Source organism: Pseudomonas sp. GW821-FHT07F05, assembly GCF_059418765.1.
Genome location: NZ_JBWKQL010000005.1, coordinates 1 through 21,751, shown reverse-complemented (window position 1 = coordinate 21,751; position 21,751 = coordinate 1). Strand labels below are relative to the sequence as shown.

The window sequence follows — 21,751 nt, the reverse complement described above, 5'->3', positions numbered from 1 at the left end:
ATGACCGCGCTTTCTCCTAAAGGTTAAAAGCCGCAAAAGGTTAAAAGCTTCAAAAGGTTTAGCTGCAAAGGTCATGCAGGGTCGGTCCGCTGCATGAGCAGCGCCGTGGCAGCGCCGACCTTGCGCACCGCGTCCTCGATTTGCGCGGTCGGCTTGGCGGCGAAGTTCATGCGCAGGCAGTTTCTGTATTTGCCGGACGCCGAAAATATGCTGCCCACGGCGATCTGTACGCCTTGCCCCTGCAAGGCGCGGTTCAGGCGCAAGGAGTCGAAGTCTTCCGGCAGCTCGATCCACAGCATGAACCCGCCCTGGGGACGACTCACACGGGTGCCTTCCGGGAAGTAACGCGTCACCCAGCCGGTCATCAGGTCGCGACTGCGTTGGTACTGGCCGCGCATCCGGCGCATGTGCGGCTCGTAGTGTCCGGCCTTGAGAAAGTCCGAAATCGCCAGCTGCGGCTGGGTCGCGGTCGAACCGGTGCTGATGTATTTCATGTGCAGCGCGCGATCGAGATAGCGACCGGGCGCGACCCAACCGACGCGCAGGCCCGGCGCCAAGGTCTTGGAAAACGAGCTGCAGAGCAGGACGCGACCGTCTTCGTCGAAGGATTTGATCGTGCGCGGGCGAGGGTAGGTGTAGGCCAGATCGCCATACACATCGTCTTCGATGATCGCCACATCGAAGCGTTGCGCCAGGGTCAGCAGTGCGCGTTTACGGTCCTCCGGCATGATGTAGCCCAGCGGGTTGTTGCAGCTCGGCGTCAGCTGTATGGCCTTGATCGGCCACTGTTCCAGCGCCAACTCCAATGCGTCGAGGCTGATGCCGGTGAGCGGGTCGGTGGGGATTTCCAGGGCTTTCATGCCCAGCCCCTTGAGCGCCTGCATGGCGCCGTGAAAGCTGGGCGAGTCGACTGCGACGATGTCGCCCGGCTGGCACACCGAACGGATACAGATGGCCAGCGCCTCTTGGGCGCCAGTGGTGATCACCAGATCGTCCGGATCGATGTTGGTGCCGGAATCCAGCAGCAGCCGCGCGACTTGTTCCCTCAGGCAACGCCGGCCGTGGATGTTGTCGTAATACAGCCCAGGCATGTCCGAGCGCCGGCTGATCCTGCCCAGCGCCTGGGTCAGTGGGCGCAAGGTCGGGCTGGTGACGTCGGGCATGCCGCGACCCAGCTGAACCACGTCAGGGCTGGGTGCGGCTCGTGCCAGTTCCAGCACTTGATCCCACTGAGAGATTTCCACCGGGCGCTGGGCGGGGCGGCCTATCGCAGGCAGGGCGGGCGTCTTGCGGCCAGCCGGCACGAAATACCCGGACTTGGGCCGTGGCAGCGCGAGCCCGTTGTCTTCCAGCAATCGATACGCCTGCTGCACGGTGCTCAGGCTGACGCCGTGCTCAAGACTCAACGCACGCACCGAAGGCAGCCGGTCGCCGGGGCGATAAAAGCCGTTTTCGATGCGCGTGCCGAGCAATTCGGCGAGGTTGACGTAGAGGGTCATGGCGTACTCCCACAAGGTGAGGCGATCGGTAGACCGATACAGATGTTGGGAAAATACAGCATTCAGCGCGAGAGGAAACCGATCTGTATGCAAAGAATAATAATTCTTTGGATCTGTAATGGTTTTCCATACAGACACATCATGAATCCACTCGAAACCCACCCTGAGGTGTCTGGAAATGAGCGGAATAAGTGATGTTCGGTTAACGCTGTATGCCGGTGAGCTGGTCCGGGAGCAGGACGGGAGCTCGCGCATTAGTGCGCCGGAAGGATTAGGGATGTGGGGGCTGTTTCAGCATCGCCTGGCCAGTCGGCGCGCGTTGTTGAAACTGACTGACGAGCAGTTGAAGGATATTGGCTTGAGCAGCGAGCAGGCGCGCCATGAAGGGCTCAAGCCGTTCTGGCGCGAATGAGGGCTGTGACGCAGTCAGCCTCACAGCGGCGAGTTTCGTTACACCAGTTCTTTGAAGCGGTGCCACAACATCCCCAGCGCCAATAGCGGCGAGCGCAAATGTTTACCGCCGGGGAAGGTGATGTGAGGGACTTTGGCAAAGAGCTCGAACCCGCCGCTGTGTTGGCCGCTGATGGCCTCAGCCAGCAACTTGCCCGCCAGATGCGTCGCGTTCAACCCGTGCCCCGCGTACGCCTGGGCGTAGAACACGTTTGGATGCGTGTGCAGTCGCCCGATCTGCGGCAAGCGATTGGCGCCGATGCCGATCATCCCGCCCCACTGAAAATCGATCTTCACGTCTTTGAGCTGAGGGAACACCTTGAGCATCTTCGGCTGCATGTACGCTGCAATGTCGCTCGGGTCGCGGCCTGAATAGTGACAGGCGCCGCCGAACAGCAAGCGTCGATCAGCCGACAGACGAAAATAATCCACCGCCACACGCTGATCGCACATCGCGGTGTTGCGCGGAATCAGCTGGCTGGCGAGTTCTTCGCTCAGTGGCTCGGTGGCGATGACGTAACTGCCGGCGGGCAAGACCTTGCCGCTCAACTCCCCATCGAGCTCGTTGAGATACGCATTGCAGCCCAGCACCAGCGTGCTGGCGCGCACCCGCCCTTGAGCTGTATGAATGTTGACCTCTGTCCCGTATTCCAGCCGCGTCGCTGCCGAGTGTTCGAACACCTGCACGCCCAGTGACTGAGCGATGGCGGCTTCTGCCAGCGCCAGGTTCAGCGGATGCAGATGGCCCGAACCCATGTCCAGCATCGCGCCGGCATAGTTGGGTGAGCCGATGACGCTGCTGAGGTTGCCCGCTTCAATCAATTCCAGCGGGTGTCGATAACCCAGGCTTCGCAGCTCTTCGGCGTCTTTGGCAAAACCCTCGAACTCCTTGGGCTTGTTCGCCAGATCGCAGTAGCCCCAGGTCAGGTCGCAGTCGATCTGGTATTTGCTGACGCGCTCGCGGACGATTTCCACCGCTTCGAGGCCCATCAGCTTGAGCTGGCGCACGCCGTCCTCGCCGATGACATTGCTGAACTGGTCCACATCGTGGCCGACGCCGCGGATCAACTGCCCGCCGTTGCGACCGCTCGCGCCCCAGCCGATCTTGTGTGCTTCCAGCAGCACCACCTTCAAGCCGCGTTCAGCCAGCTCGATCGCCGTGTTCAGCCCGGAAAACCCGCCGCCGATGATGCAGACGTCGGTTTTGATCTCGCCGTGCAATGCAGGGTAGTCAGGCCGGGGATGGCGGGTGGCCGCGTAATAAGAAGCCGCGTGATCAGACAATCCGGGCTGGGGAGACCGAGCATTCATGTTGAATATCCCGAGAACACTGTTTGGAAAATTTTACGGAGGGTAGCGGGGTGAATGAGTCCGGGCAAGAAAATGCCAGCGCATGATCATCCGGGTGTAAGTCCCGGAGGCGCTGGGGCACAATCAGCACCTTTCACAGGGGAAACTGCCGCGATGGGTTGCAACAGCGAGAAAATCCGCGATTTGCGGCGGCAGATTCCGTCGTTCGAATGCGTGCCGGGGTGCCACGATTGCTGTGGGCCGGTGACCACGTCGTCCGAAGAAATGTCGCGGTTGCCGCGCAAGACACCGGCCGAGCAGGAAGCGGCCCTCAATGAGCTGAACTGCGTACACCTGGGCCCCCACGGCTGCACCGTGTATGACGAGCGGCCGCTGATTTGTCGCCTGTTCGGCACCACGAAAACCCTGCCATGCCCCAACGGTCGCCGCCCTGAGGTCCTGATTCACCCGCGCGCCGAGAAGCAGGTGCATGAGTTCATCGCCTCTACGCGGCAGGTCCTGGTGTAACGACGCCAGATGCCATCACTCCACTGCTCGTGTTCACTCCGGAATCGGCAGGCACAAACTTTCCTTCACCTCTTCCATCACGATGTAGCTCTTGGACTCCCGCACGTGGGGCAGCTTGAGCAGGATATCCCCCAGCAGCTTGCGGTACGAAGCCATCTCGGAAATCCGCGCTTTCACCAGATAGTCGAAATCCCCTGACACCAAGTGGCATTCCAGCACATGGGGCAGTTTGAGCACCGCGCGGCGGAATTCTTCAAAGGTGTCACCGGACTTGTAGTCCAGGCTGATCTCGACAAACACCAACAAACTGGCTTTGAGGTTCTGCGGATTGAGGCGGGCGTTGTAGCCCATGATGATGCCTTCACGCTCCAGACGCCGGACCCGCTCCGTACACGGCGTGGTAGACAGCCCGACGCGTTCGCCCAGTTCGGTGAAGGAGATCCGGCCGTCGTTTTGCAGGATGCGCAGGATATTGCGGTCGATCTTGTCCAGCTCGCGTTTGGACTGGTGCTGGGTACGCATCGAAGAGCCCTCTGCCAAAGCGTCGGTTGCCGAGAAGAAATGCCGAATATAGGCGTTTATATAGTCAAAAGCACTGCTCACGCCTTTTTATACTGCACACATCCTTGCTTAAAACTTGAAAACGTCAGCGGATATCCGCGATGAGGGAATCAACATGCGCGTTCTGGTCCTTGGAAGTGGCGTAATCGGTACCACCAGTGCGTATTACCTGGCGCGTGCGGGCTTCGAGGTGACGGTCGTTGACCGTCAACCAGCCGCGGCCATGGAGACCAGTTTCGCCAACGCCGGGCAGGTGTCGCCGGGCTACGCCTCGCCTTGGGCGGCACCGGGTGTGCCGCTCAAGGCCCTCAAATGGTTGCTGCAGCGCCATGCGCCGCTGGCAATCAAGGCGACGGCCGATGTCGATCAATACCTGTGGATGGCGCAGATGCTGCGCAACTGCACCCAGAACCGTTATGCGGTCAACAAAGAGCGCATGGTTCGCCTCTCCGAATACAGCCGCGACTGCCTTGATGAGCTGCGTGCCGAGACCGGCATTGCCTACGAAGGCCGCAGCCTCGGCACCACCCAGCTGTTCCGCACTCAGGAGCAACTGGATAACGCCGCCAAGGACATCGCCGTGCTCGAACAGGCCGGCGTGCCCTATGAAGTACTCGACCGTGAAGGAATTGCCCGGGTTGAACCGGCCCTGGCCAGCGTCAGCAATATCCTCAGTGGGGCACTGCGTCTTCCGAACGATCAGACCGGCGACTGCCAGCTGTTCACCACGCGTCTGGCCGAAATGTGCGTGAAGCTGGGCGTTGAGTTCCGCTTCGGCCAGTCCATCGAGTCTATTGATTTCGCCGGCGACACCATCAAGGGCGTGCGCATCAATGGCACGCTCGAAACCGCTGACCGCTACGTGCTGGCGCTTGGCAGCTACTCGCCGCAACTGCTCAAGCCCCTCGGCATCAAGGCGCCGGTTTATCCGCTCAAGGGCTACTCGCTGACGGTGCCGATCACCGACCCAGCGATGGCGCCGACTTCGACCATTCTCGACGAGACCTACAAGGTCGCGATCACCCGCTTCGACAATCGCATCCGCGTAGGCGGCATGGCCGAGATCGCCGGTTTCGACCTGTCGCTTAATCCTCGTCGCCGCGAGACCCTGGAGATGATCGTCAACGACCTTTATCCTCGCGGCGGTGACCTGCAGCAGGCCAGCTTCTGGACCGGTCTGCGCCCGACGACGCCGGACGGAACACCTATCGTGGGCGCAACGCCGTATCGCAATCTGTTCCTCAACACCGGCCACGGCACGTTGGGTTGGACGATGGCCTGCGGTTCAGGCAGATTGCTGGCTGACCTGATCGCGCGCAAAACCCCGCAGATCAGTGCTGAAGGCCTCGATATTTCCCGTTACGGCAGTTCCAAGGAGATCGCAAAACATGTCCATTCAGCGCCAGCTCACCAATGAGCGCATGAGCCAGTTGGTCGTCCATAACGGCACCGTTTATCTTGCCGGGCAAGTGGCCGACGACATGGCAGCGGGGATTGAGCAGCAGACCCGCGAGACGCTTCACAACATTGAGCGATTGCTGGACCTGGCCGGTACCGACAAGACCCGCATTCTGTCGGTGACGATCTACCTGAAAGACATCGATGCACACTTTGCCGGCATGAACAGCGTCTGGGACACCTGGCTGCCGAGGGGCCTTGCCCCTGCGCGTGCAACGGTTGAAGCCAAGCTGTGCGAGCCTGAGATTCTGGTTGAACTGTCGGTGGTTGCGGCGCTGCCGTAGTTCACCCACTTATATCCATCTATTGACCAACAAGAAGCCCCAGCATGCGTCCAGCCCGCGCCCTTATCGACCTTCAGGCCCTGCGTCACAACTACCAACTGGCGCGCGACACCGCTGGCGCCAAGGCGCTCGCCGTGATCAAGGCGGATGCCTACGGCCACGGCGCGGTGCAGGTTGCGCAGGCGCTGGAATCCAAGGCCGATGGCTTTGCCGTGGCGTGCATTGAAGAAGCGCTGGAGCTGCGTCAGGCCGGGATCAACGCCCCGATTCTGCTGCTGGAGGGTTTTTTCGAGGCCGACGAACTGGCGCTGATCGTCGAGCACGATTTCTGGTGCGTGGTGCATTCCCTCTGGCAGCTCGATGCCATCGAGCAAACCGCCCTCGGCAAGCCGCTGAACGTGTGGCTGAAGATGGATTCGGGTATGCACCGCGTTGGCATTCACCCGGCGGATTTTCAGGCGGCCCATCAGCGGCTGCTGAACAGCGGCAAAGCCGCGAAGATTGTCTTGATGACCCACTTCGCCCGCGCCGACGAACTCGACAGCGCGCGCACCGATCAGCAAGTGGCCATTTTTCAATCGGCCCGTGCCGGTCTGACCGCCGAACTCAGCCTGCGCAATTCCCCAGCCGTCATGGGCTGGCCCAGCGTGCCAAGTGATTGGGTCCGTCCGGGGATCATGCTTTACGGCGCGACGCCGTTTGATCAGCCGCAATCGGTCGCCGATCGTTTGCAGCCGGTCATGACCCTGGAATCCCGCGTCATCTGCGTGCGTGACCTGCCCGTCGGTGAGCCAGTGGGCTACGGCGGTACATTCGTCGCCGAGCGCAACATGCGCATCGGTGTGGTCGCGATGGGCTACGCCGACGGCTATCCGCGGCAGGCGCCCACCGGCACGCCCGTGATGGTCGACGGGCATCGCAGCCAGTTGCTCGGGCGTGTGTCGATGGACATGCTCTGTGTCGACCTCACCGACGTGCCGGGCGCAGGGCTGGGCAGCCGCGTCGAGCTGTGGGGCAAGAGCATCCACATCAGCGACCTTGCGTCCAGCGCGGGCATGATTCCGTACCAGATTCTGTGCAATCTGAAACGCGTGCCAAGGCTTTATACCGGGACCTGATCGCCGCTCGCCAATCCCCTGCAAACCACTCCTTCGCGGCCAGTCACGGCCGCCAGTCCCTTTGCTGATCCGGCCATGGGCTCAAGTGTTGTAAATACTGAACGCTGTTGCCATGATGGCGGCCACTTGACCCAACTTGATCATCAGGAGGACTCCCGCATTGGACGTCGGTGAACGACTGCAATCCATTCGTAAACTCAAAGGTCTGTCCCAGCGTGAACTCGCCAAACGAGCGGGCGTGACCAACAGCACCATCTCCATGATCGAGAAGAACAGCGTCAGCCCCTCGATCAGCTCCCTGCGCAAGGTGCTGGGCGGCATACCGATGTCCATGGTGGAGTTCTTTTCCGAAGAGCTCGAACCCGAAAATCCGACCCAAGTGGTCTATAAAGCCAGCGAACTGATCGATATCTCGGACGGTGCCGTGACCATGAAACTGGTCGGCAAATCCCATCCGAGCCGCGCCATTGCGTTCCTTTCCGAAGTCTACCCGCCGGGTGCCGACACGGGCGTCGAGATGCTCGTGCACGAGGGCGAGGAGACCGGGATTCTGGTCGAGGGCCGTCTTGAGCTGGTGGTCGGTCTGGACACCTACGTGCTCGAAGAGGGCGACAGTTACTACTTCGAGAGCTCCCGACCCCATCGCTTTCGCAACCCGTTCGACGTTCCTGCGCGACTCATCAGCGCGGCAACGCCGGCGAATTTCTGATCAGCGATATGATTACCCGAAAACTGATCTTCCTCGGCCTGGCCGTCTTGCTCTTCGCCGATACTGCTGGCGCGACCATGCGCTGCGGCACGGCGCTTATCAGTCTGGGGGACACCGCCGACGTGGTCCGCCAGAAGTGCGGGGCGCCCGACAGCAGTGTTGATCAAATGCCCGCGCTCAGGAGCAACGGCGTCCCGAAGCTTGGCACTGCTAAAGTCAGCTTATGGGTGTATGGCCCTCGCAACGGCGCAAAACAACACCTGCGGTTCATCGAGGACAAGTTGGTGGAAATCGAGACGAAGCGGGATTGAGTGGCCGCGTGACAGTCGTTTTTAAGGGCGCAAGCCGCGCAGTGCAGCAAATCCCCTGAAGGCCCGGTCCAACCGCTATCAAATAACAAAATCAGGAGAGGCCGGATGCCGCATTCCTGCTCGATCGAGCAAGCTGTCGATCACGTGTTGGCTGAATTGCCGGCACACATCCATATGGGTATGCCGCTGGGGTTGGGCAAGCCCAATCGCTTCGCCAACGCGTTGTACGCCCGAATCAAATCGCTGCCCGATCGACATCTGACTATCTACACCGCGCTGTGCCTCGGGCGACCGGATGGCGGCGATGGTTTGCAGGGACGGTTTCTGGAGCCCTTTCTCGAGCGCGTCTTCGACGATTACCCTGAACTGGATTTCCTCACTGATCTGCGCCGGGACGACCTCCCGCCCAACATTCACGTCCAGCAGTTCTTCATGCAGCCCGGCAGCCTTCTGGGCAGTGTCGAAGCGCAGCAGGATTATGTCAGCAGCAATTACAGCCACGCTGCGCGGGACATCAACGCCAATGGTCTGAATCTGATCGCGCAGCTGATTGCCCGCGACTCCCAACGGCCCGATCACCTCAGCCTGAGCTGCAACCCCGACATCACCCTCGACCTGCTGCCCATGGTGGAAAAACGCCGTGGGTTGGGCGAGCGCATTCTGATACTCGGCCACGTCCACGCGGATCTGCCCTACATGCAGGGCGGTGCCGAGGTCAGCGCCGACACCTTCGACCTGCTGATCGAGCACGAAGAGCGCAGCACGCTGTTCTCGACGCCGAACATGCCAGTCGGTGTCCAGGATCACTTCATTGGCTTGTACGCGAGCACGCTGGTGCGCGATGGCGGCACGCTGCAGATTGGCATCGGCTCGATGGGCGACGCCCTGACCGCCGCCTTGCTTGCGCGCCAGGCCGATAACGAAACCTATCGCGCGTGCCTGGCCAAGCTGGACGGCATTTCCACCTGGAAGCCGTTGATCGAGGCGCAAGGCGGGGTGATGCCCTTCGCCACCGGGCTTTATGGCTGCAGCGAAATGCTGGTCAACGGGCTGCTGGTGCTGCTGGACGCGGGGATCATCCGCCGCAAGGTGTACGCCGACGTCGAGCTGCAGCAAATGGCCAATGACGGGGTTCTGGACGAATCGATTTATAGCGACGGCGTGTTGATTCACGGCGGCTTCTTTCTCGGGCCGCGCAGCTTCTACGAGCGGCTGCGGGAATTCACGCCGGCGCAGATCGCGCAGGTCAACATGACTGCGATCAGTTACATCAACGAGCTATACGGCGACGAGACGCTCAAGCGCCTGCAACGGCGGGATGCGCGATTCATCAACAGTTGCTTCACCGTGACGTTGCTGGGCGCAGCGGTCTCCGATCAATTGGCCGACGGCCGTGTGGTCAGCGGTGTGGGCGGGCAGTACAACTTCGTCGCTCAGGGCCATGCGCTGGACGGCGCGCGTTCCGTGCTGATTCTGCGCAGCTGGCGTGAATCGGGTGGGGAGGTCAATTCCAATATCGTCTGGGACTATGCGCACACGACGATCCCGAGGCATCTGCGCGATATCGTCGTCACTGAATATGGGATCGCCGACCTGCGCGGCAAAACCGACGCGGCGGTGATCGAGGCGCTGCTCAACATCAGCGATTCACGCTTCCAGCCGGGCCTGATCGATCAGGCGCAAAAGGCTGGCAAGCTGCCGAAGGATTTCCGCCTTGATCCGCTGTTCAGCCAGAACACGCCCGAGCAGCTGAAGGACATCCGCGACCAGTTCCCGTCGCTGTTCATCGAGTACCCGCTGGGCAGCGATTTCACGGCTGAAGAGCGCGATCTGCTCCGTGCATTGAACTGGTTGAAGAGCAAGTTCAAGCTCACGGAAATCATCGAGCTGGGCAAGGCCACGCTGGAAGCGCCTGACGCGAGCGCCTATCCGGAGCACTTGCAGCGCATGGGCCTCGATCATCCGCAGGGGTTGCGAGAAGAGCTGTATCAGCGGCTGGTGCTGGCGGGGTTGCAGGCGACGGCTTAGGCCCGATGTTTCCCACGTTTACTGTGGCATCCGTTCAGCCGAGGGTTTTGACCACCAGTAGCACGGCAGCAAAGAAGCCGCTGACCGCAAACAGCTGCTGCAATCGCGGGCCGGCGAGGTGACGGCTGACCTGTCTGCCGACTACCAGTCCGGCGACGGCCCCTGCGGCGAACGGCAGCCCCACAGTCCAATGCATCGCGCCGCTGATGGTGGCGGTGATCACGCTGCCGGTCGAGACCAGGGCGATCACCGCCAGCGACGTGGCGACGATGCTCTTCATCTCAAGGTCGGTGTATCGGGTCAATGCCGGCACGATGACGAAGCCGCCACCCACACCGAGCAATCCTGACAACAGCCCGGCCAATGCGCCGGTTGCCGCGAGTGAGCGGGCACAGGGCAGGGTCCAGCGCAGCCGACCCACCAGCGGATTGACCACACAAGGCCTGAACGCCCCTCGATCCGGCGGTTTGCCGTGGCGCAACTCGTGAGCGGCTTTGCGGTAGATCCGCCCGCACACATAAAACAGAATCAGCGCAAACCCCAACGCCAGCGGCGCATTGGGCAGCTGGTGCGCCAGCCACAGCCCTACCGGCGACAGCGCGATGCCAATGATTGCGATGAAAATGGCCGCACGGTAACGGACGATACCCTGGCGCAGCCCAAGCGCTGCACCGACGGCCGAAGCCAGGCCGACCGCCAAAAGGCCCACCGGCGCGGCTTCGATCATCGTCAGGCCCAGCCCGAAAACCAGCAGCGGCACCGCAAGAATGCCGCCACCGGCGCCCGTCAATCCCAATACCGCGCCAATGATCGTACCGAGGCCGGCTCCGATCAGTTCGTGTTCATTCATCGTAAGTGAGCAAGTTCCGTGGGGGCTGTCAGGAGGTAGCTGTTCAGGGTGAGCGCGCCTGATCGGCGCGCTCGGCAGGGTTTACAGCGCATTGATCGGGACCTTCAGGTAGCGGACGCCGTTGTCCTCCGCTTCCGGCAGGTTGCCGCCGCGCATGTTGATCTGCACCGAAGGCAGGATCAGCATCGGCATGTCGAGGGTGGCATCGCGCTTCTCGCGCATCTCGACGAAAGCGTCCTCGTCGATGCCTTCGCGCACATGGATGTTGCTGGCGCGTTGCTCGGCTACGGTGGTCATGAACATCAGCTCACGGCCATTGGGCAGGTAGTCGTGGCACATGAACAGACGCGTCTGTGGCGGCAGGCCGAGAATCCGGCCGACCGAGCGATACAGCGTGCGCGCATCGGCGCCGGGGAAGTCGCAACGGGCGGTGCCGTAGTCGGGCATGAACAGCGTATCGCCGACAAACGCCACGGCTTCATCGCCGGCTTCAATCACGTACGTCATGCACGCCGGCGTGTGGCCAGGGGTGTGCAAGGCTCTGGCCTGCAGCGTGCCGATCTGAAAGTGCGCGTCATCTTCCAGCAACCGGTCGAACTGGCTGCCGTCGCGGGCAAAGTCGCCTTTGGCGTTGAACAGCGTGCCGAAAACTTTCTGCACGCGAGTGATGTGGCTGCCGATCGCGACGGTGCCGCCGAGTTGTTCTTTCAAGTAGGCCGCTGCCGAAACGTGATCGGCGTGGACGTGGGTTTCCAGAATCCACTGCACCGACACGCCCAGCTCACGAACCCTCTCGATCAGCTTGTCGGCGGACTGCGTGCTGGTGCGCCCGGATTTCGGGTCGTAATCCAGCACGCTGTCGATCAGCGCGGCTTGAAGCGTAGAGCGGTCAATGACCAGGTAACTGATGGTCGAGGTCTGCGGATCAAAGAACGCCTCTACGCTCAGTTTTTCGCCAATTTCCATAACGTGTCTCCTGTTCTACTGACCGCAAGAAATCTGTGGGAGTCGAGCTTGCTCGCGAAGGGGCCGGTACATTCACAGTGACCCCTGCGCCTGACAGTCTGTCTGCGTGAGCACGCTCACTCCCACGGGGTTACGCGTTTGCTGGGCCAAAGCGCGGCGTCAGCTGCATCACCCCAGAGGTGAATCCGGATCAAACGAACGTCACAACGCCATTTTTCAACGACTGTACGCGCGCCAGTGACTCTACACGATAGCCCTGGCCGTCCAGTTCAGCGCGGCCGCCCTGGAATGACTTCTCGATCACGATACCCAGGCCGGCGACGGTTGCGCCCGCTTGCTTGATGATCGAGATCAGCGCCTGGGACGCCTTACCGTTGGCCAGGAAGTCGTCGATGATCAACACCCGATCGCTGCTGTTCAGGTGGCGGGTAGAAATGGCGATGGTGCTTTCGGTCTGCTTGGTGAACGAATACACCGACGCGGAAAACATGTTCTCGGTGAGGGTCAGCGACTGATGCTTGCGCGCGAAGATCACCGGGATGCCCATCTTCAGACCGGTCATGACTGCAGGGGCGATGCCGGAAGCCTCGATGGTGACGATCTTGGTAATGCCGGAGCCTGCGAACAGCGCGGCGAATTCGTCACCGATCTGCTGCATCAGCACCGGGTCGATCTGATGGTTGAGAAACGCGTCGACCTTCAATACCTGGTCGGAAAGCACGATGCCTTCTTCGCGAATTTTCTTGTGCAGTGCTTCCACGTGGGTGGTCCTCAGAGCGCGATGTGCGCGAAATGAACGTTATCTTTTCAGCATGGCGCGTATGTCCGCCAGGGCTGTATTGCCGCGTACGGCTTTGACTTCGACGGGCGTGTCATCGTTGCCTTCCCAGGCGAGATCGTCCGGCGGCAGTTCGTCGAGGAACCGGCTCGGCAGGCAATCGATGATTTCGCCGTACTGCTTGCGTTTGGCGGCGAAGGTGAACGCCAGCGTCTGCCGCGCGCGGGTGATGCCCACGTAGGCCAGGCGGCGTTCTTCTTCGATGGTATCGGCCTCGATGCTGGAGCGGTGCGGGAGGATTTCCTCTTCCATGCCCATGATGAACACGTACGGAAACTCCAGCCCCTTGGAGGCGTGCAGGGTCATCATCTGCACGCCTTCGGCGCCGTCTTCCTCTTCCTGCTGACGTTCGAGCATGTCGCGCAGAACCAGTTTGCCGATGGCCTCCTCAATGGTCATGCCGCCTTCTTCGTCTTTCTCCAGCGTGTTCTTCAGTGCCTCGATCAGGAACCACACGTTGCCCATGCGGTAGTCGGCGGCCTTGTCGCTGGAGCTGTTCTGACGAATCCAGTTTTCGTAATCGATGTCCATGACCATGCTGCGCAAGGCGGCGATCGGGTCCTGCGTCGCGCATTGCTGGCGCACGCCGTCCATCCAGTGTTTGAAGCGTCTGAGGCGATCGGTGAAGCGGGCGTCCAGATGTTCGCCCAGGCCGATCTCGTCGGTGGCGGCGTACATCGACACCTTGCGCTCGGTCGAGTAGTTGCCCAGCTTTTCAAGGGTGGTCGAACCGATTTCCCGGCGCGGCACGTTGATCACGCGCAGGAAGGCGTTGTCGTCATCCGGGTTCACCAGCAAGCGGAAGTAGGCCATCAGGTCTTTTACTTCCTGACGTCCAAAGAAGCTGTTGCCCCCGGACAGCCGATACGGAATCTGATGGTGCTGCAGCTTCAGCTCGATCAGCTTGGCCTGATAGTTACCGCGATAGAGAATCGCGAAATCGCTGTACGGCCGGTCGGTGCGCAGGTGCAGGCTGAGAATTTCGATGGCGACACGTTCGGCTTCGGCGTCTTCGTTCTTGCAGCGAATCACGCGGATCTCGTCGCCGTGACCCATCTCGCTCCAGAGTTGCTTTTCGAACGCATGGGGGTTGTTGGCGATCAGCACGTTGGCGCAGCGCAAGATGCGGCTGGTGGAGCGGTAGTTCTGCTCCAGCATCACCACTTTCAGCGACGGGTAATCGTCCTTGAGCAGCATCAGGTTTTCCGGCCGCGCACCGCGCCAGGCGTAGATCGACTGGTCGTCGTCACCCACAACGGTGAACTGGCAGCGCGTGCCGATGAGCATCTTCACCAGCAGGTACTGGCTGGCGTTGGTGTCCTGGTATTCGTCGACGAGCAGGTAGCGCACCTTGTGCTGCCACTTTTCCAGAATGTCGGCGTGCTCCTCGAACAGCTTCACCGGCAGCAGAATCAGGTCGTCGAAATCCACCGCGTTGTACGCCTTCAGCGTGCGCTGGTAGTGGCTGTAGACGATGGCGGCGGTCTGCTCCTTGGGGTTGCGCGAATTGGCGAGGGCTTCGGGCGGCAGGATCAGTTCGTTTTTCCAGGCGCCGATCATGTTCTTGATCTCGTCGACGCCGTCGTCGCCCGAGTATTCCTTTTGCATGATGTCGGTCATCAGCGCTTTGACGTCGGTCTCGTCAAAGATCGAGAATCCGGGCTTGTAGCCCAACCGGGCGTGTTCCTTGCGGATGATGTTCAGGCCCAGGTTGTGGAACGTCGAGACGGTCAGGCCGCGCCCCTCGCCAGCGCGCAAAAGGGTACCGACGCGCTCTTTCATCTCCCGCGCCGCCTTGTTGGTAAAGGTCATGGCGACGATGTACTGGGCACGGATGCCGCAGTTCTGGATGAGGTGGGCAATCTTGCGTGTGATCACGCTGGTCTTGCCGGAGCCAGCGCCGGCGAGCACCAAAAGAGGGCCGCCGACGTAGTTCACGGCTTCCTGTTGCCGGGGATTGAGTCGGGACATGGGGAAAAATGGGGTCGCCTAGAAAAGGGCGGGCATTTTAACAGGGTCAGCGGATTGTGCAGCCACCGTCCGACACTGTGATGCGCCGCGCTATCTATATTTCGCCGTTTTGTTACATTTGCGTATTGCGGATGATTCTCGCGTTTGACGACCCTCGTTCGGGGGTGCGCCAAGGTCTTTACGTTTGTGTGGGGAGTTAGCTTGTCTACGCCTGTCGAACCCTTGCGCTTGCTGCTTCTGGCGGACACGCCCGAATGGCCGGCATCGTTGCGCGAGTGCCTGGCGCCGCTCGGAGACGCCGCTGTCCTTGACTGCGCGCCGAGCTGGGACGCTGTCAGCAATCAAACCGACTTCTCCACCTCCGGAATACTCTTTACCACCGAAGCCCTTCAGCCCGCCGCCGGCCAATGCCACTGGCCCACTGTATTGCTTTTCGACACCGAACCGGACGAAGAGCCCGTTGGTGTCAGCGACTGGCTGGTGCGCGACGCCCTCACATCGCAGGCCCTGCGCCGCTGTCTGCGCCACGTGCGCGAACGGGGCGTTCTGGAGACCACGCTCAATCGCCTCGCCGAGCAGGACCCTCTTACCGGCATCGCCAACCGCCAGGGCTTTCAGACCCTGTTGGCCGCCCGACTGGCCGAGTTCGACGGCCGCGGCCTGGCGCTGGGGCATCTGGACCTGGACAACTTCCGGCGCGCCAATGACGCGCTGGGTCATCAGGCGGGGGATCGGCTGATCCTGCAAGTGGTGGCGCGGCTGAAAGGCCAGCTGGAGGCGTGCGATCAACTGGCGCGACTGGGCAGCGATGAATTTGCCCTACTGATCGACACACGACGCGCCCCCGAGCGCGCCGAATCCATCGCCGAGCGCATCACCGAAGCCTTGTCCGAACCGTATTGGGTCGATGGGGAAAGCCTGTTGATCGGTTGCAGCCTTGGCATCGCCTATGCGCGCCTCAACGGCGGCGCCGATCCGTTGATGTGGCACGCGCACATCGCCATGCAGCAGGCCAAGGGCACTCAGGGCTGTACCTTTCATGTCTTCAACGAACGCATCAACCGCAACGCGCGCAGCCTCGCCGATCTGGAAAGCGAGCTGCGCCGCGCCTTGCGTCGCGATGAGCTGGAGCTGCATTACCAGCCACGCCTGTGCCTGAATACCGGGCACATTCTGGGACTGGAGGCATTGGTGCGTTGGCGCCACGCTGAGCGTGGGTTGTTGCCGCCGAGTGAGTTCGTGCCGCTGGCTGAGCAAAGCGGGTTGATCGTGCCGCTGGGTTATTGGGTGATTGCCCGTGCCCTGCGCGACATGCAGGCCCTGCGCGAGAAAGGCGTGCCGCCGCTGCACATGGCGATCAACCTGTCGTTCCGCCAGTTTCAGGACAACCAGTTGCTCGCGACCCTCAGCCGGTTGATCGCTGATCGGGGTATCGATGCGCAATGGCTGGAATTTGAATTGACCGAGACGGCCGTCATGCGCCGCAGCGATCTGGTCAAACAGACCATGGATGCGCTGGGACGGCTGGGTGTGCGCTTCTCGCTGGACGATTTCGGGACCGGGTTCTCGTCCTTCGTGCACCTCAACAGCTTGCCGATCACACTGCTGAAGATCGACAAGAGCTTCGTCGGTGAAATGGAGCAGCGCGAGGAAAACCGCAAGCTGGTCCACGCGATGATCAACCTGGCCCACAACCTCAGCCTGGAAGTGGTGGCCGAAGGCGTTGAAACCCCTGAGCAACTGGCCTTGCTGCGCAGCTTCAACTGCGATCAGGCCCAAGGTTTTTTGATCAGTCACCCGCTGGCCTTGCCGGAGCTGATGGATTATCTGGCGATGGGCCAGAGCAAAGGTATTGCGCTGCAGAGCCAGTGAGCGGCGGCTCGTTCTTTGAACACACCTCGGAGTGATTCTGTAGGAGTGAGCTTGCTCGCGAATGCATGGGGTCAGCCGACATGGATGTCACAGACCCACCGCCTTCGCGACCGTCCTAACCTCCGATTGCTCCTACAGTTGGGTTTGTGACCGCCCCGGATTGTGAATACCCGCAGAGGCCTATCCCATCACCACAACCCCCGTCGCCTCCTTGCGCAGCAGTCGCGCGGTCTTGCGCTCGAATGCCCAGGTCAGTGCGACTGCGGAGCAGAGCAGGCCGATCGCCAATCCCCACCACACGCCCACCGCGCCCTGGTTCGCCAGAAACCCGAGGCCCCAGGCCAGCGGCGCGCCGACCACCCAATAGCTCGCCAGTCCGATCAGGAACGTGGTTTTTGCGTCCTTGAACCCCCGGATCGCGCCCATGGCGATGGTCTGCGTGCCGTCGAGAATCTCGAACCAGGCAGCGATGGCCAGCAGCCTCACCGCCAGCTCGACCACGCCTTGGTATTTCGGATCGTTGACGTCCACGAACAAACCGATGACGGCGTGGGGCGCAACCCAGAACAGAATGCCGAACGAAAGCATCAGCAGCCCGCCGAAGCCAATCCCCATGCGTCCGGCAACGCGCGCCAGCAGCAGGTTTCCGGCCCCGTAGTGCAAACCGATGCGCATGGTCACCGCGTAGGAAATCCCGACAGGGACCATGAACGCCATCGACACCGATTGCAGGGCGATCTGGTGCGCCGCCATCTGGGTGCTGCCCATGGCGCCCATGCAGAATGCCGCAAAGGTGAACAGCCCGACTTCCACCGCATACGTGCCACCGATGGGCAGGCCCAGACGCCACAGCTCTTTCAGGCAACTGCGCGAGAGTTTCATGAGTTCTTTGTGAAGGGGATACGCCGCGTAGGCGCTGTGATAACGAATGTGCAGCGCGAGGGCCAGGGCCATGGCGTTGGTGACAATGGCCGTGACCAGACCAATGCCCATCAGGCCCCAGTGCGGCAGGCCGAACAGCCCGTGGATAAACGCGTAGTTGAGCCCGAAGTTCAGCGCCACGCCTACCAGACTGATCACCATTACCGGGGTCGCACGCCCCAATGCACTGGTGAATCCGCGCAGCGCCATGAAGCTCAACAGGCCGGGCAGCGCCAATGGCAAGGTGATCAGAAATTCGCTGGCCATGTGGACGTTGGCTTCGACTTGACCAAATTGCAGCAGGATCGGCTCGAGGTTCCATAGGATCAGCGCAGCAACCAAGGCCATGCCCCACGCCAGCCACAAACCGGCCTGGGTCAGGCGGGTGACGCCGGCGTGATCATTCGCGCCCTTGCGGATCGCGACCAACGTACCGACGGCGGCCATGACCCCCACGCAGAAGAACGACACGAAGTTGTAGCTCGCCGCGCCCAGCCCGCCACCGGCCAGGGATTCCGGGCCCAGCTTGCCCATCATCACGGTGTCGGTGAACACCATCAGCATGTGCGCCATCTGCGAAGCAATCAGCGGCCCGGCCAGACGCAGGATGATCCACAGTTCTTTGAAGGCGTGCTGGTGCATGGTCTTTGCGCTCGGGTTTGCGGTGTTTGCAGGCCGGTCATTGTGGGGATTCAGGTGAGGATGCACAAAGGGATAAATCCGATCACTCGCATGAGTAAAACTCATCCTGGGGTTTTCTGCGGTAGAGTGGCCTCGGTCGCCGTCCAGCCTGAGGAATCCCCGCCGATGTCTCGCACTCTTCCGCCTCTGTATGCCCTGCGCGCGTTTGAAGCCGCTGCGCGACACAGCTCGTTCACGCGCGCCGCTGAAGAGCTGTCGATCACCCAGAGCGCGGTCAGTCGGCATATCCGCACGCTGGAAGAGCACTTTGCCTGCCGTCTGTTTCGCCGCAATGGTCGCAATTTGCAGCTCACCGAAGCCGCGCGGGAATTGCTGCCGGGCGTGCGTGAAGGCTTTTCAGCGCTGGAGCGAGCGTGCAGCGCGTTGATGGCGGAGGAGGGCATCTTGCGCATGAAGGCCCCGTCGACCCTGACCATGCGTTGGTTGCTGGCGCGGCTGAGTCGTTTCCGCCATCTGCAGGTGGGCAACGAAGTCCAGCTGACCAGCGCCTGGATGGACATCGACAGTGTCGACTTCACCCAGGAGCCGTTCGATTGCGCAGTGTTGCTCAGCCATGGGCATTTCCCGCCGGAGTGGGAGGCAACGTACCTGTTCCCGGAATGGCTGATTCCCGTGGGCGCGCCGACGCTGCTGGATGACGCGCCGTGGGACACCGAGCGACTGGCCGGCGCCGAGCTGTTGCACCCTACGCCCGACCGCCGCGACTGGCGCCGATGGCTGGAGCGCATGGACTTGTCTGAGCGGGTCTCGCTCAAGGGAGGGCAGGTGTTCGACACGCTGGAGCTGGGCATGATTGCGGCGGCTAGGGGTTACGGCGTTTCCATGGGCGATCTGCTGATGGTGGCGGAAGACGTCGCTCAGGGCCGGCTCAGCCTGCCGTGGCGCACGGCGGTGGTCAGCGGCGAAAACTACTACCTCGTCTGGCCCGAGACCCGCCCTGGCGGCGAGCGTCTGCGGCGCCTGAGCGACTTCTTGCAAGGCGAAGTGCAGGCGATGGAATTGCCTGACGTGACGATTCTGGAATGAGTCGTAAAGCGCACCCCGACCGAAAGCGGACGCAGGACAGCCAAAAAGGGAATTAATTCCGTCCTGAAGCGACGTAGGACTCAAGTTTTTTGTCTGTCGGCCGAAGGTGTATTGCAGAGCCGGTTCACCTCAATCGACTCATCGATTCCCTCTATTAGAATTCGTCCGAATGGTGCTCCTGAATCAGGATGGTCCCGTCGTTCGGCAAGGAGCTCCAATGCCTCAGCCTCGCGCCCGAATTGCTTCGCAACTCGGCATCGCCCTGGCCGTTATTCTGGCCGTCGTCATCAGCGGCAGTACGCTGTTCGCCTTGCGCTCTCTTGATTCGGCGAACCTGGTCATCCGCGAAGAGCACATGAGCAGCGAAGCTCGGTTGCTGGCCGACCAGTTGAACACCTTCCACAGCACCCTGCGCGACAGCACCCAGCGTCTGAGCGGTCTGTTCGAGAAGCGTTTTTCGGGCGGCCTGAGCCTGCAGGCTGATCAGCAGGTTGCGGTCGCGGGCGTGCAGACTCCGGCGCTGCTGCTGAACGGCGCCCCGCTGAACAACGACTTCACGCAAGTCGACGACTTCAAGAGCATGACGGCCGGCGTTGCGACCGTTTTTGTGCGCAGCGGCGACGACTTCGTGCGCGTTAGCACCTCGCTGAGCAAACAGGACGGCTCACGCGCCATCGGCACCTCGCTGGATCACAAACACCCGGCCTACGACAAGTTGCTCGCCGGACAGGGATATGTCGGTCGCGCGCTGTTGTTCGATCGCTTATACATGACGCAGTACAGCCCGGTGCGTGACGCCAGCGGCAAAGTCATCGCCGTGCTGTTCGTCGGCTTCGATTACACCGACGCGCAGAAGGCGCAGTTCGACAACCTGAAAAACTTCCGCATCGGTTCCACCGGTTCGCTGGCGTTGCTTGATGAGCAGAACAAATGGCTGGTGCCGCCTGCGGGCGTGAAGGACCTGGATCAGGCAAGCACCACGCTGGCCGAGTTCGCCAAGACGCCGAGCGTTGGGCATTTCTGGCAGGACGCCGGCGAAGATTTCTACACCGTCGGTGAGAAGTTTGCAGGCGGTCCGTGGACGGTTCTGGCGACGATGCCTGAAGATGAAATCAGCGCAGTCACCTGGAGCGTCGGCACGCAACTGGCCATCGGCAGCCTGCTGGCGATGCTGATCGCTGTCGGCTCCGCGATCTGGCTGTTACGCAGCAAGCTGCGGCCGCTGTCGGCGTTGGTCAGTCAGGCGGAAGCGTTGGGCGCTGGTGATCTGAGCGCACGTCTGAACGTGTCCAGCCATGACGAAATTGGTCAGCTGGCGGGCAGTTTCAACAAGATGGGCCAGGCGCTGGAAACCATGGTGTCCCACATCCGCACAGCAGCACTGGAAGTCAGCAGTCGTGCCAATGCGCTGTCCGGCTTGTCGGGCGGCGCCTATGAGGGGATGGAGCAGCAATCCGGCGAAATCACCAGCATGGCCGGCGCAGTGGAGGAGTTCAGCGCCACGGCCCTGACCATCGCCGACAACATGGGCACCACCGAACGCATGGCCCAGGGCAATGCCCAGCAGACCCGCATCGGCCGCACGTCCATGGAGGAGGCATCGGCCTCGCTGGAGCAAATTGCAGGCTCGCTGAGCAGCACCGCGACGGTGATCGATACCTTGGGCCAACGCTCGCAGGAGATCGGCGGCATCGTCAGCGTCATCACCTCGATCGCCGAGCAGACCAACCTCCTGGCCCTCAACGCCGCGATCGAAGCCGCACGCGCCGGTGAACAAGGCCGTGGTTTTGCGGTGGTAGCGGATGAAGTCCGCAGCCTGGCATCACGTACGCGCCAGGCCACCGATGAAATCTCCGGCATGATCAGCAGCATTCAGCAAGAGACCAGCAATGCCATCAGCACCATGCAGCAAGGTAACGCGCTGATGCAGGAAGGCCTGTCGCGCAACGCCAAAGTGGCTGCAGCGCTGGCCCAGATCGACGAACAAAGCCGTTCCGCCGGTGAGCAATTCACGTCCATCACCACCGCGACCCAAGAGCAGAGCAACACCGCAACGCTGCTCAGCGCCAACCTGCAAAGCATCGCCCTGGCGAACAGCGAGCAACGCGAGGTCGTGTCCAACCTGGCGATCACGGCTCAAGAGCTGAATGCCGTGGCGGCTGACTTGCAGAAGGAAGTGGATCGGTTTCGGTGAGGCTGGAGCGCTGCTGAGCCGCCAGAGCCAACCAGCGTAGGTGTGAGCAAGCCCAATCTCATCAAGCAACACCGCAGATGTATCTGGCAATACACGAGTTGTGGGAGATTCTATGGTTGTCATCAAGCCAAAATCCCCCCTTTCGGTTGATATTCGCTTTGGTTTTTCATCAGGG

General features: G+C 61.5%; 19 protein-coding genes and 1 pseudogene. 12 read left to right on the top strand and 8 right to left on the bottom strand.

The genetic code is table 11. The features are described 5' to 3' along the window. Positions 1–71 precede the first annotated feature (71 nt). Entirely contained in the window at positions 72–1,499 is a 1,428-nt protein-coding gene (locus tag AC07RO_RS12945; RefSeq protein WP_423571964.1) for an aminotransferase-like domain-containing protein, read from the bottom strand. Between the two features lie 178 nt (positions 1,500–1,677). Here AC07RO_RS12945 and AC07RO_RS12940 point away from each other — a divergent pair, with 178 nt between their 5' ends. Beyond that, positions 1,678–1,911 (top strand): DUF1127 domain-containing protein, encoded by a 234-nt coding sequence (locus AC07RO_RS12940; protein WP_122534158.1) that lies wholly within the window; start codon positions 1,678–1,680, stop codon positions 1,909–1,911. A gap of 38 nt (positions 1,912–1,949) precedes the next feature. On the opposite strand, the gene AC07RO_RS12935 is transcribed toward AC07RO_RS12940, so the two are convergent. Further along, a complete protein-coding gene (locus AC07RO_RS12935) occupies positions 1,950–3,260 on the bottom strand; it encodes an NAD(P)/FAD-dependent oxidoreductase (RefSeq protein WP_495086223.1) in 1,311 nt (436 codons plus the stop codon). Between the two features lie 153 nt (positions 3,261–3,413). On the opposite strand from AC07RO_RS12935, the gene AC07RO_RS12930 reads away from it, so the two are divergent. Further along, the gene (locus tag AC07RO_RS12930; RefSeq protein WP_346627407.1) at positions 3,414–3,767 is read left to right on the top strand and encodes a YkgJ family cysteine cluster protein; all 354 of its coding nucleotides are present in this window, start codon (positions 3,414–3,416) and stop codon (positions 3,765–3,767) included. Between the two features lie 33 nt (positions 3,768–3,800). Here AC07RO_RS12930 and dadR read toward each other — a convergent pair whose 3' ends face one another. Further along, positions 3,801–4,289: a transcriptional regulator DadR gene (dadR, locus tag AC07RO_RS12925; RefSeq protein ID WP_065988245.1), complete on the bottom strand. Its 489-nt coding sequence runs from the start codon at positions 4,287–4,289 to the stop codon at positions 3,801–3,803. A gap of 154 nt (positions 4,290–4,443) precedes the next feature. Here dadR and dadA point away from each other — a divergent pair, with 154 nt between their 5' ends. The 6 genes from dadA to AC07RO_RS12895 all read left to right on the top strand — a co-directional run bounded on the left by dadA (position 4,444) and on the right by AC07RO_RS12895 (position 10,236). Beyond that, positions 4,444–5,745 carry a D-amino acid dehydrogenase gene (dadA, locus tag AC07RO_RS12920; protein WP_495008365.1) on the top strand — a complete coding sequence of 434 codons (1,302 nt, stop codon included), beginning with the start codon at positions 4,444–4,446 and terminating at the stop codon, positions 5,743–5,745. Beyond that, positions 5,717–6,070: a RidA family protein gene (locus AC07RO_RS12915; protein WP_192171444.1), complete on the top strand. Its 354-nt coding sequence runs from the start codon at positions 5,717–5,719 to the stop codon at positions 6,068–6,070. Before dadA ends, AC07RO_RS12915 begins: the two co-directional genes overlap by 29 nt. A 44-nt stretch (positions 6,071–6,114) precedes the next feature. Continuing rightward, the gene (alr, locus tag AC07RO_RS12910) at positions 6,115–7,188 is read left to right on the top strand and encodes an alanine racemase (RefSeq protein WP_495086222.1); all 1,074 of its coding nucleotides are present in this window, start codon (positions 6,115–6,117) and stop codon (positions 7,186–7,188) included. A gap of 160 nt (positions 7,189–7,348) precedes the next feature. Continuing rightward, positions 7,349–7,897 (top strand): cupin domain-containing protein, encoded by a 549-nt coding sequence (locus AC07RO_RS12905; RefSeq protein ID WP_037016647.1) that lies wholly within the window; start codon positions 7,349–7,351, stop codon positions 7,895–7,897. 8 nt (positions 7,898–7,905) lie between these two features. Then, positions 7,906–8,208 (top strand): DUF2845 domain-containing protein, encoded by a 303-nt coding sequence (locus AC07RO_RS12900; protein ID WP_282365371.1) that lies wholly within the window; start codon positions 7,906–7,908, stop codon positions 8,206–8,208. Positions 8,209–8,313: 105 nt separating this feature from the next. Further along, entirely contained in the window at positions 8,314–10,236 is a 1,923-nt protein-coding gene (locus AC07RO_RS12895; protein WP_495086221.1) for an acetyl-CoA hydrolase/transferase C-terminal domain-containing protein, read from the top strand. A gap of 34 nt (positions 10,237–10,270) precedes the next feature. Here AC07RO_RS12895 and AC07RO_RS12890 read toward each other — a convergent pair whose 3' ends face one another. From AC07RO_RS12890 to rep, 4 genes are all read right to left on the bottom strand, one after another. Continuing rightward, complete coding sequence (locus AC07RO_RS12890; protein WP_495086220.1) at positions 10,271–11,086, bottom strand: sulfite exporter TauE/SafE family protein; 816 nt, start codon at positions 11,084–11,086, stop codon at positions 10,271–10,273. An 81-nt stretch (positions 11,087–11,167) separates the two neighbouring features. Beyond that, positions 11,168–12,052 (bottom strand): MBL fold metallo-hydrolase, encoded by an 885-nt coding sequence (locus AC07RO_RS12885; RefSeq protein ID WP_495086219.1) that lies wholly within the window; start codon positions 12,050–12,052, stop codon positions 11,168–11,170. Between the two features lie 190 nt (positions 12,053–12,242). Continuing rightward, positions 12,243–12,812 carry a xanthine phosphoribosyltransferase gene (locus tag AC07RO_RS12880; protein ID WP_495086218.1) on the bottom strand — a complete coding sequence of 190 codons (570 nt, stop codon included), beginning with the start codon at positions 12,810–12,812 and terminating at the stop codon, positions 12,243–12,245. A 39-nt stretch (positions 12,813–12,851) separates the two neighbouring features. Continuing rightward, entirely contained in the window at positions 12,852–14,861 is a 2,010-nt protein-coding gene (gene rep, locus AC07RO_RS12875) for a DNA helicase Rep (RefSeq protein WP_122534146.1), read from the bottom strand. Positions 14,862–15,062: 201 nt separating this feature from the next. On the opposite strand from rep, the gene AC07RO_RS12870 reads away from it, so the two are divergent. After that, complete coding sequence (locus AC07RO_RS12870; RefSeq protein WP_192171438.1) at positions 15,063–16,733, top strand: putative bifunctional diguanylate cyclase/phosphodiesterase; 1,671 nt, start codon at positions 15,063–15,065, stop codon at positions 16,731–16,733. A 180-nt stretch (positions 16,734–16,913) separates the two neighbouring features. Here AC07RO_RS12870 and AC07RO_RS12865 read toward each other — a convergent pair whose 3' ends face one another. Beyond that, entirely contained in the window at positions 16,914–18,296 is a 1,383-nt protein-coding gene (locus AC07RO_RS12865) for a NorM family multidrug efflux MATE transporter (protein WP_495086217.1), read from the bottom strand. A gap of 165 nt (positions 18,297–18,461) precedes the next feature. Between AC07RO_RS12865 and AC07RO_RS12860 the strand changes: the two genes are divergently transcribed. The 3 genes and pseudogenes from AC07RO_RS12860 to AC07RO_RS12850 all read left to right on the top strand — a co-directional run bounded on the left by AC07RO_RS12860 (position 18,462) and on the right by AC07RO_RS12850 (position 21,576). Further along, positions 18,462–19,382, top strand: a complete 921-nt coding sequence (locus AC07RO_RS12860) for a LysR substrate-binding domain-containing protein (protein ID WP_495086216.1) — start codon at positions 18,462–18,464, stop codon at positions 19,380–19,382. Between the two features lie 169 nt (positions 19,383–19,551). Next, positions 19,552–20,673, top strand: a pseudogene (locus tag AC07RO_RS12855) (Cache 3/Cache 2 fusion domain-containing protein); the annotation flags it as partial. A 42-nt stretch (positions 20,674–20,715) separates the two neighbouring features. Further along, positions 20,716–21,576, top strand: coding sequence for a methyl-accepting chemotaxis protein (locus AC07RO_RS12850; protein ID WP_407073215.1), 861 nt, complete (start codon positions 20,716–20,718; stop codon positions 21,574–21,576). The last annotated feature ends 175 nt before the right edge of the window (positions 21,577–21,751 follow it).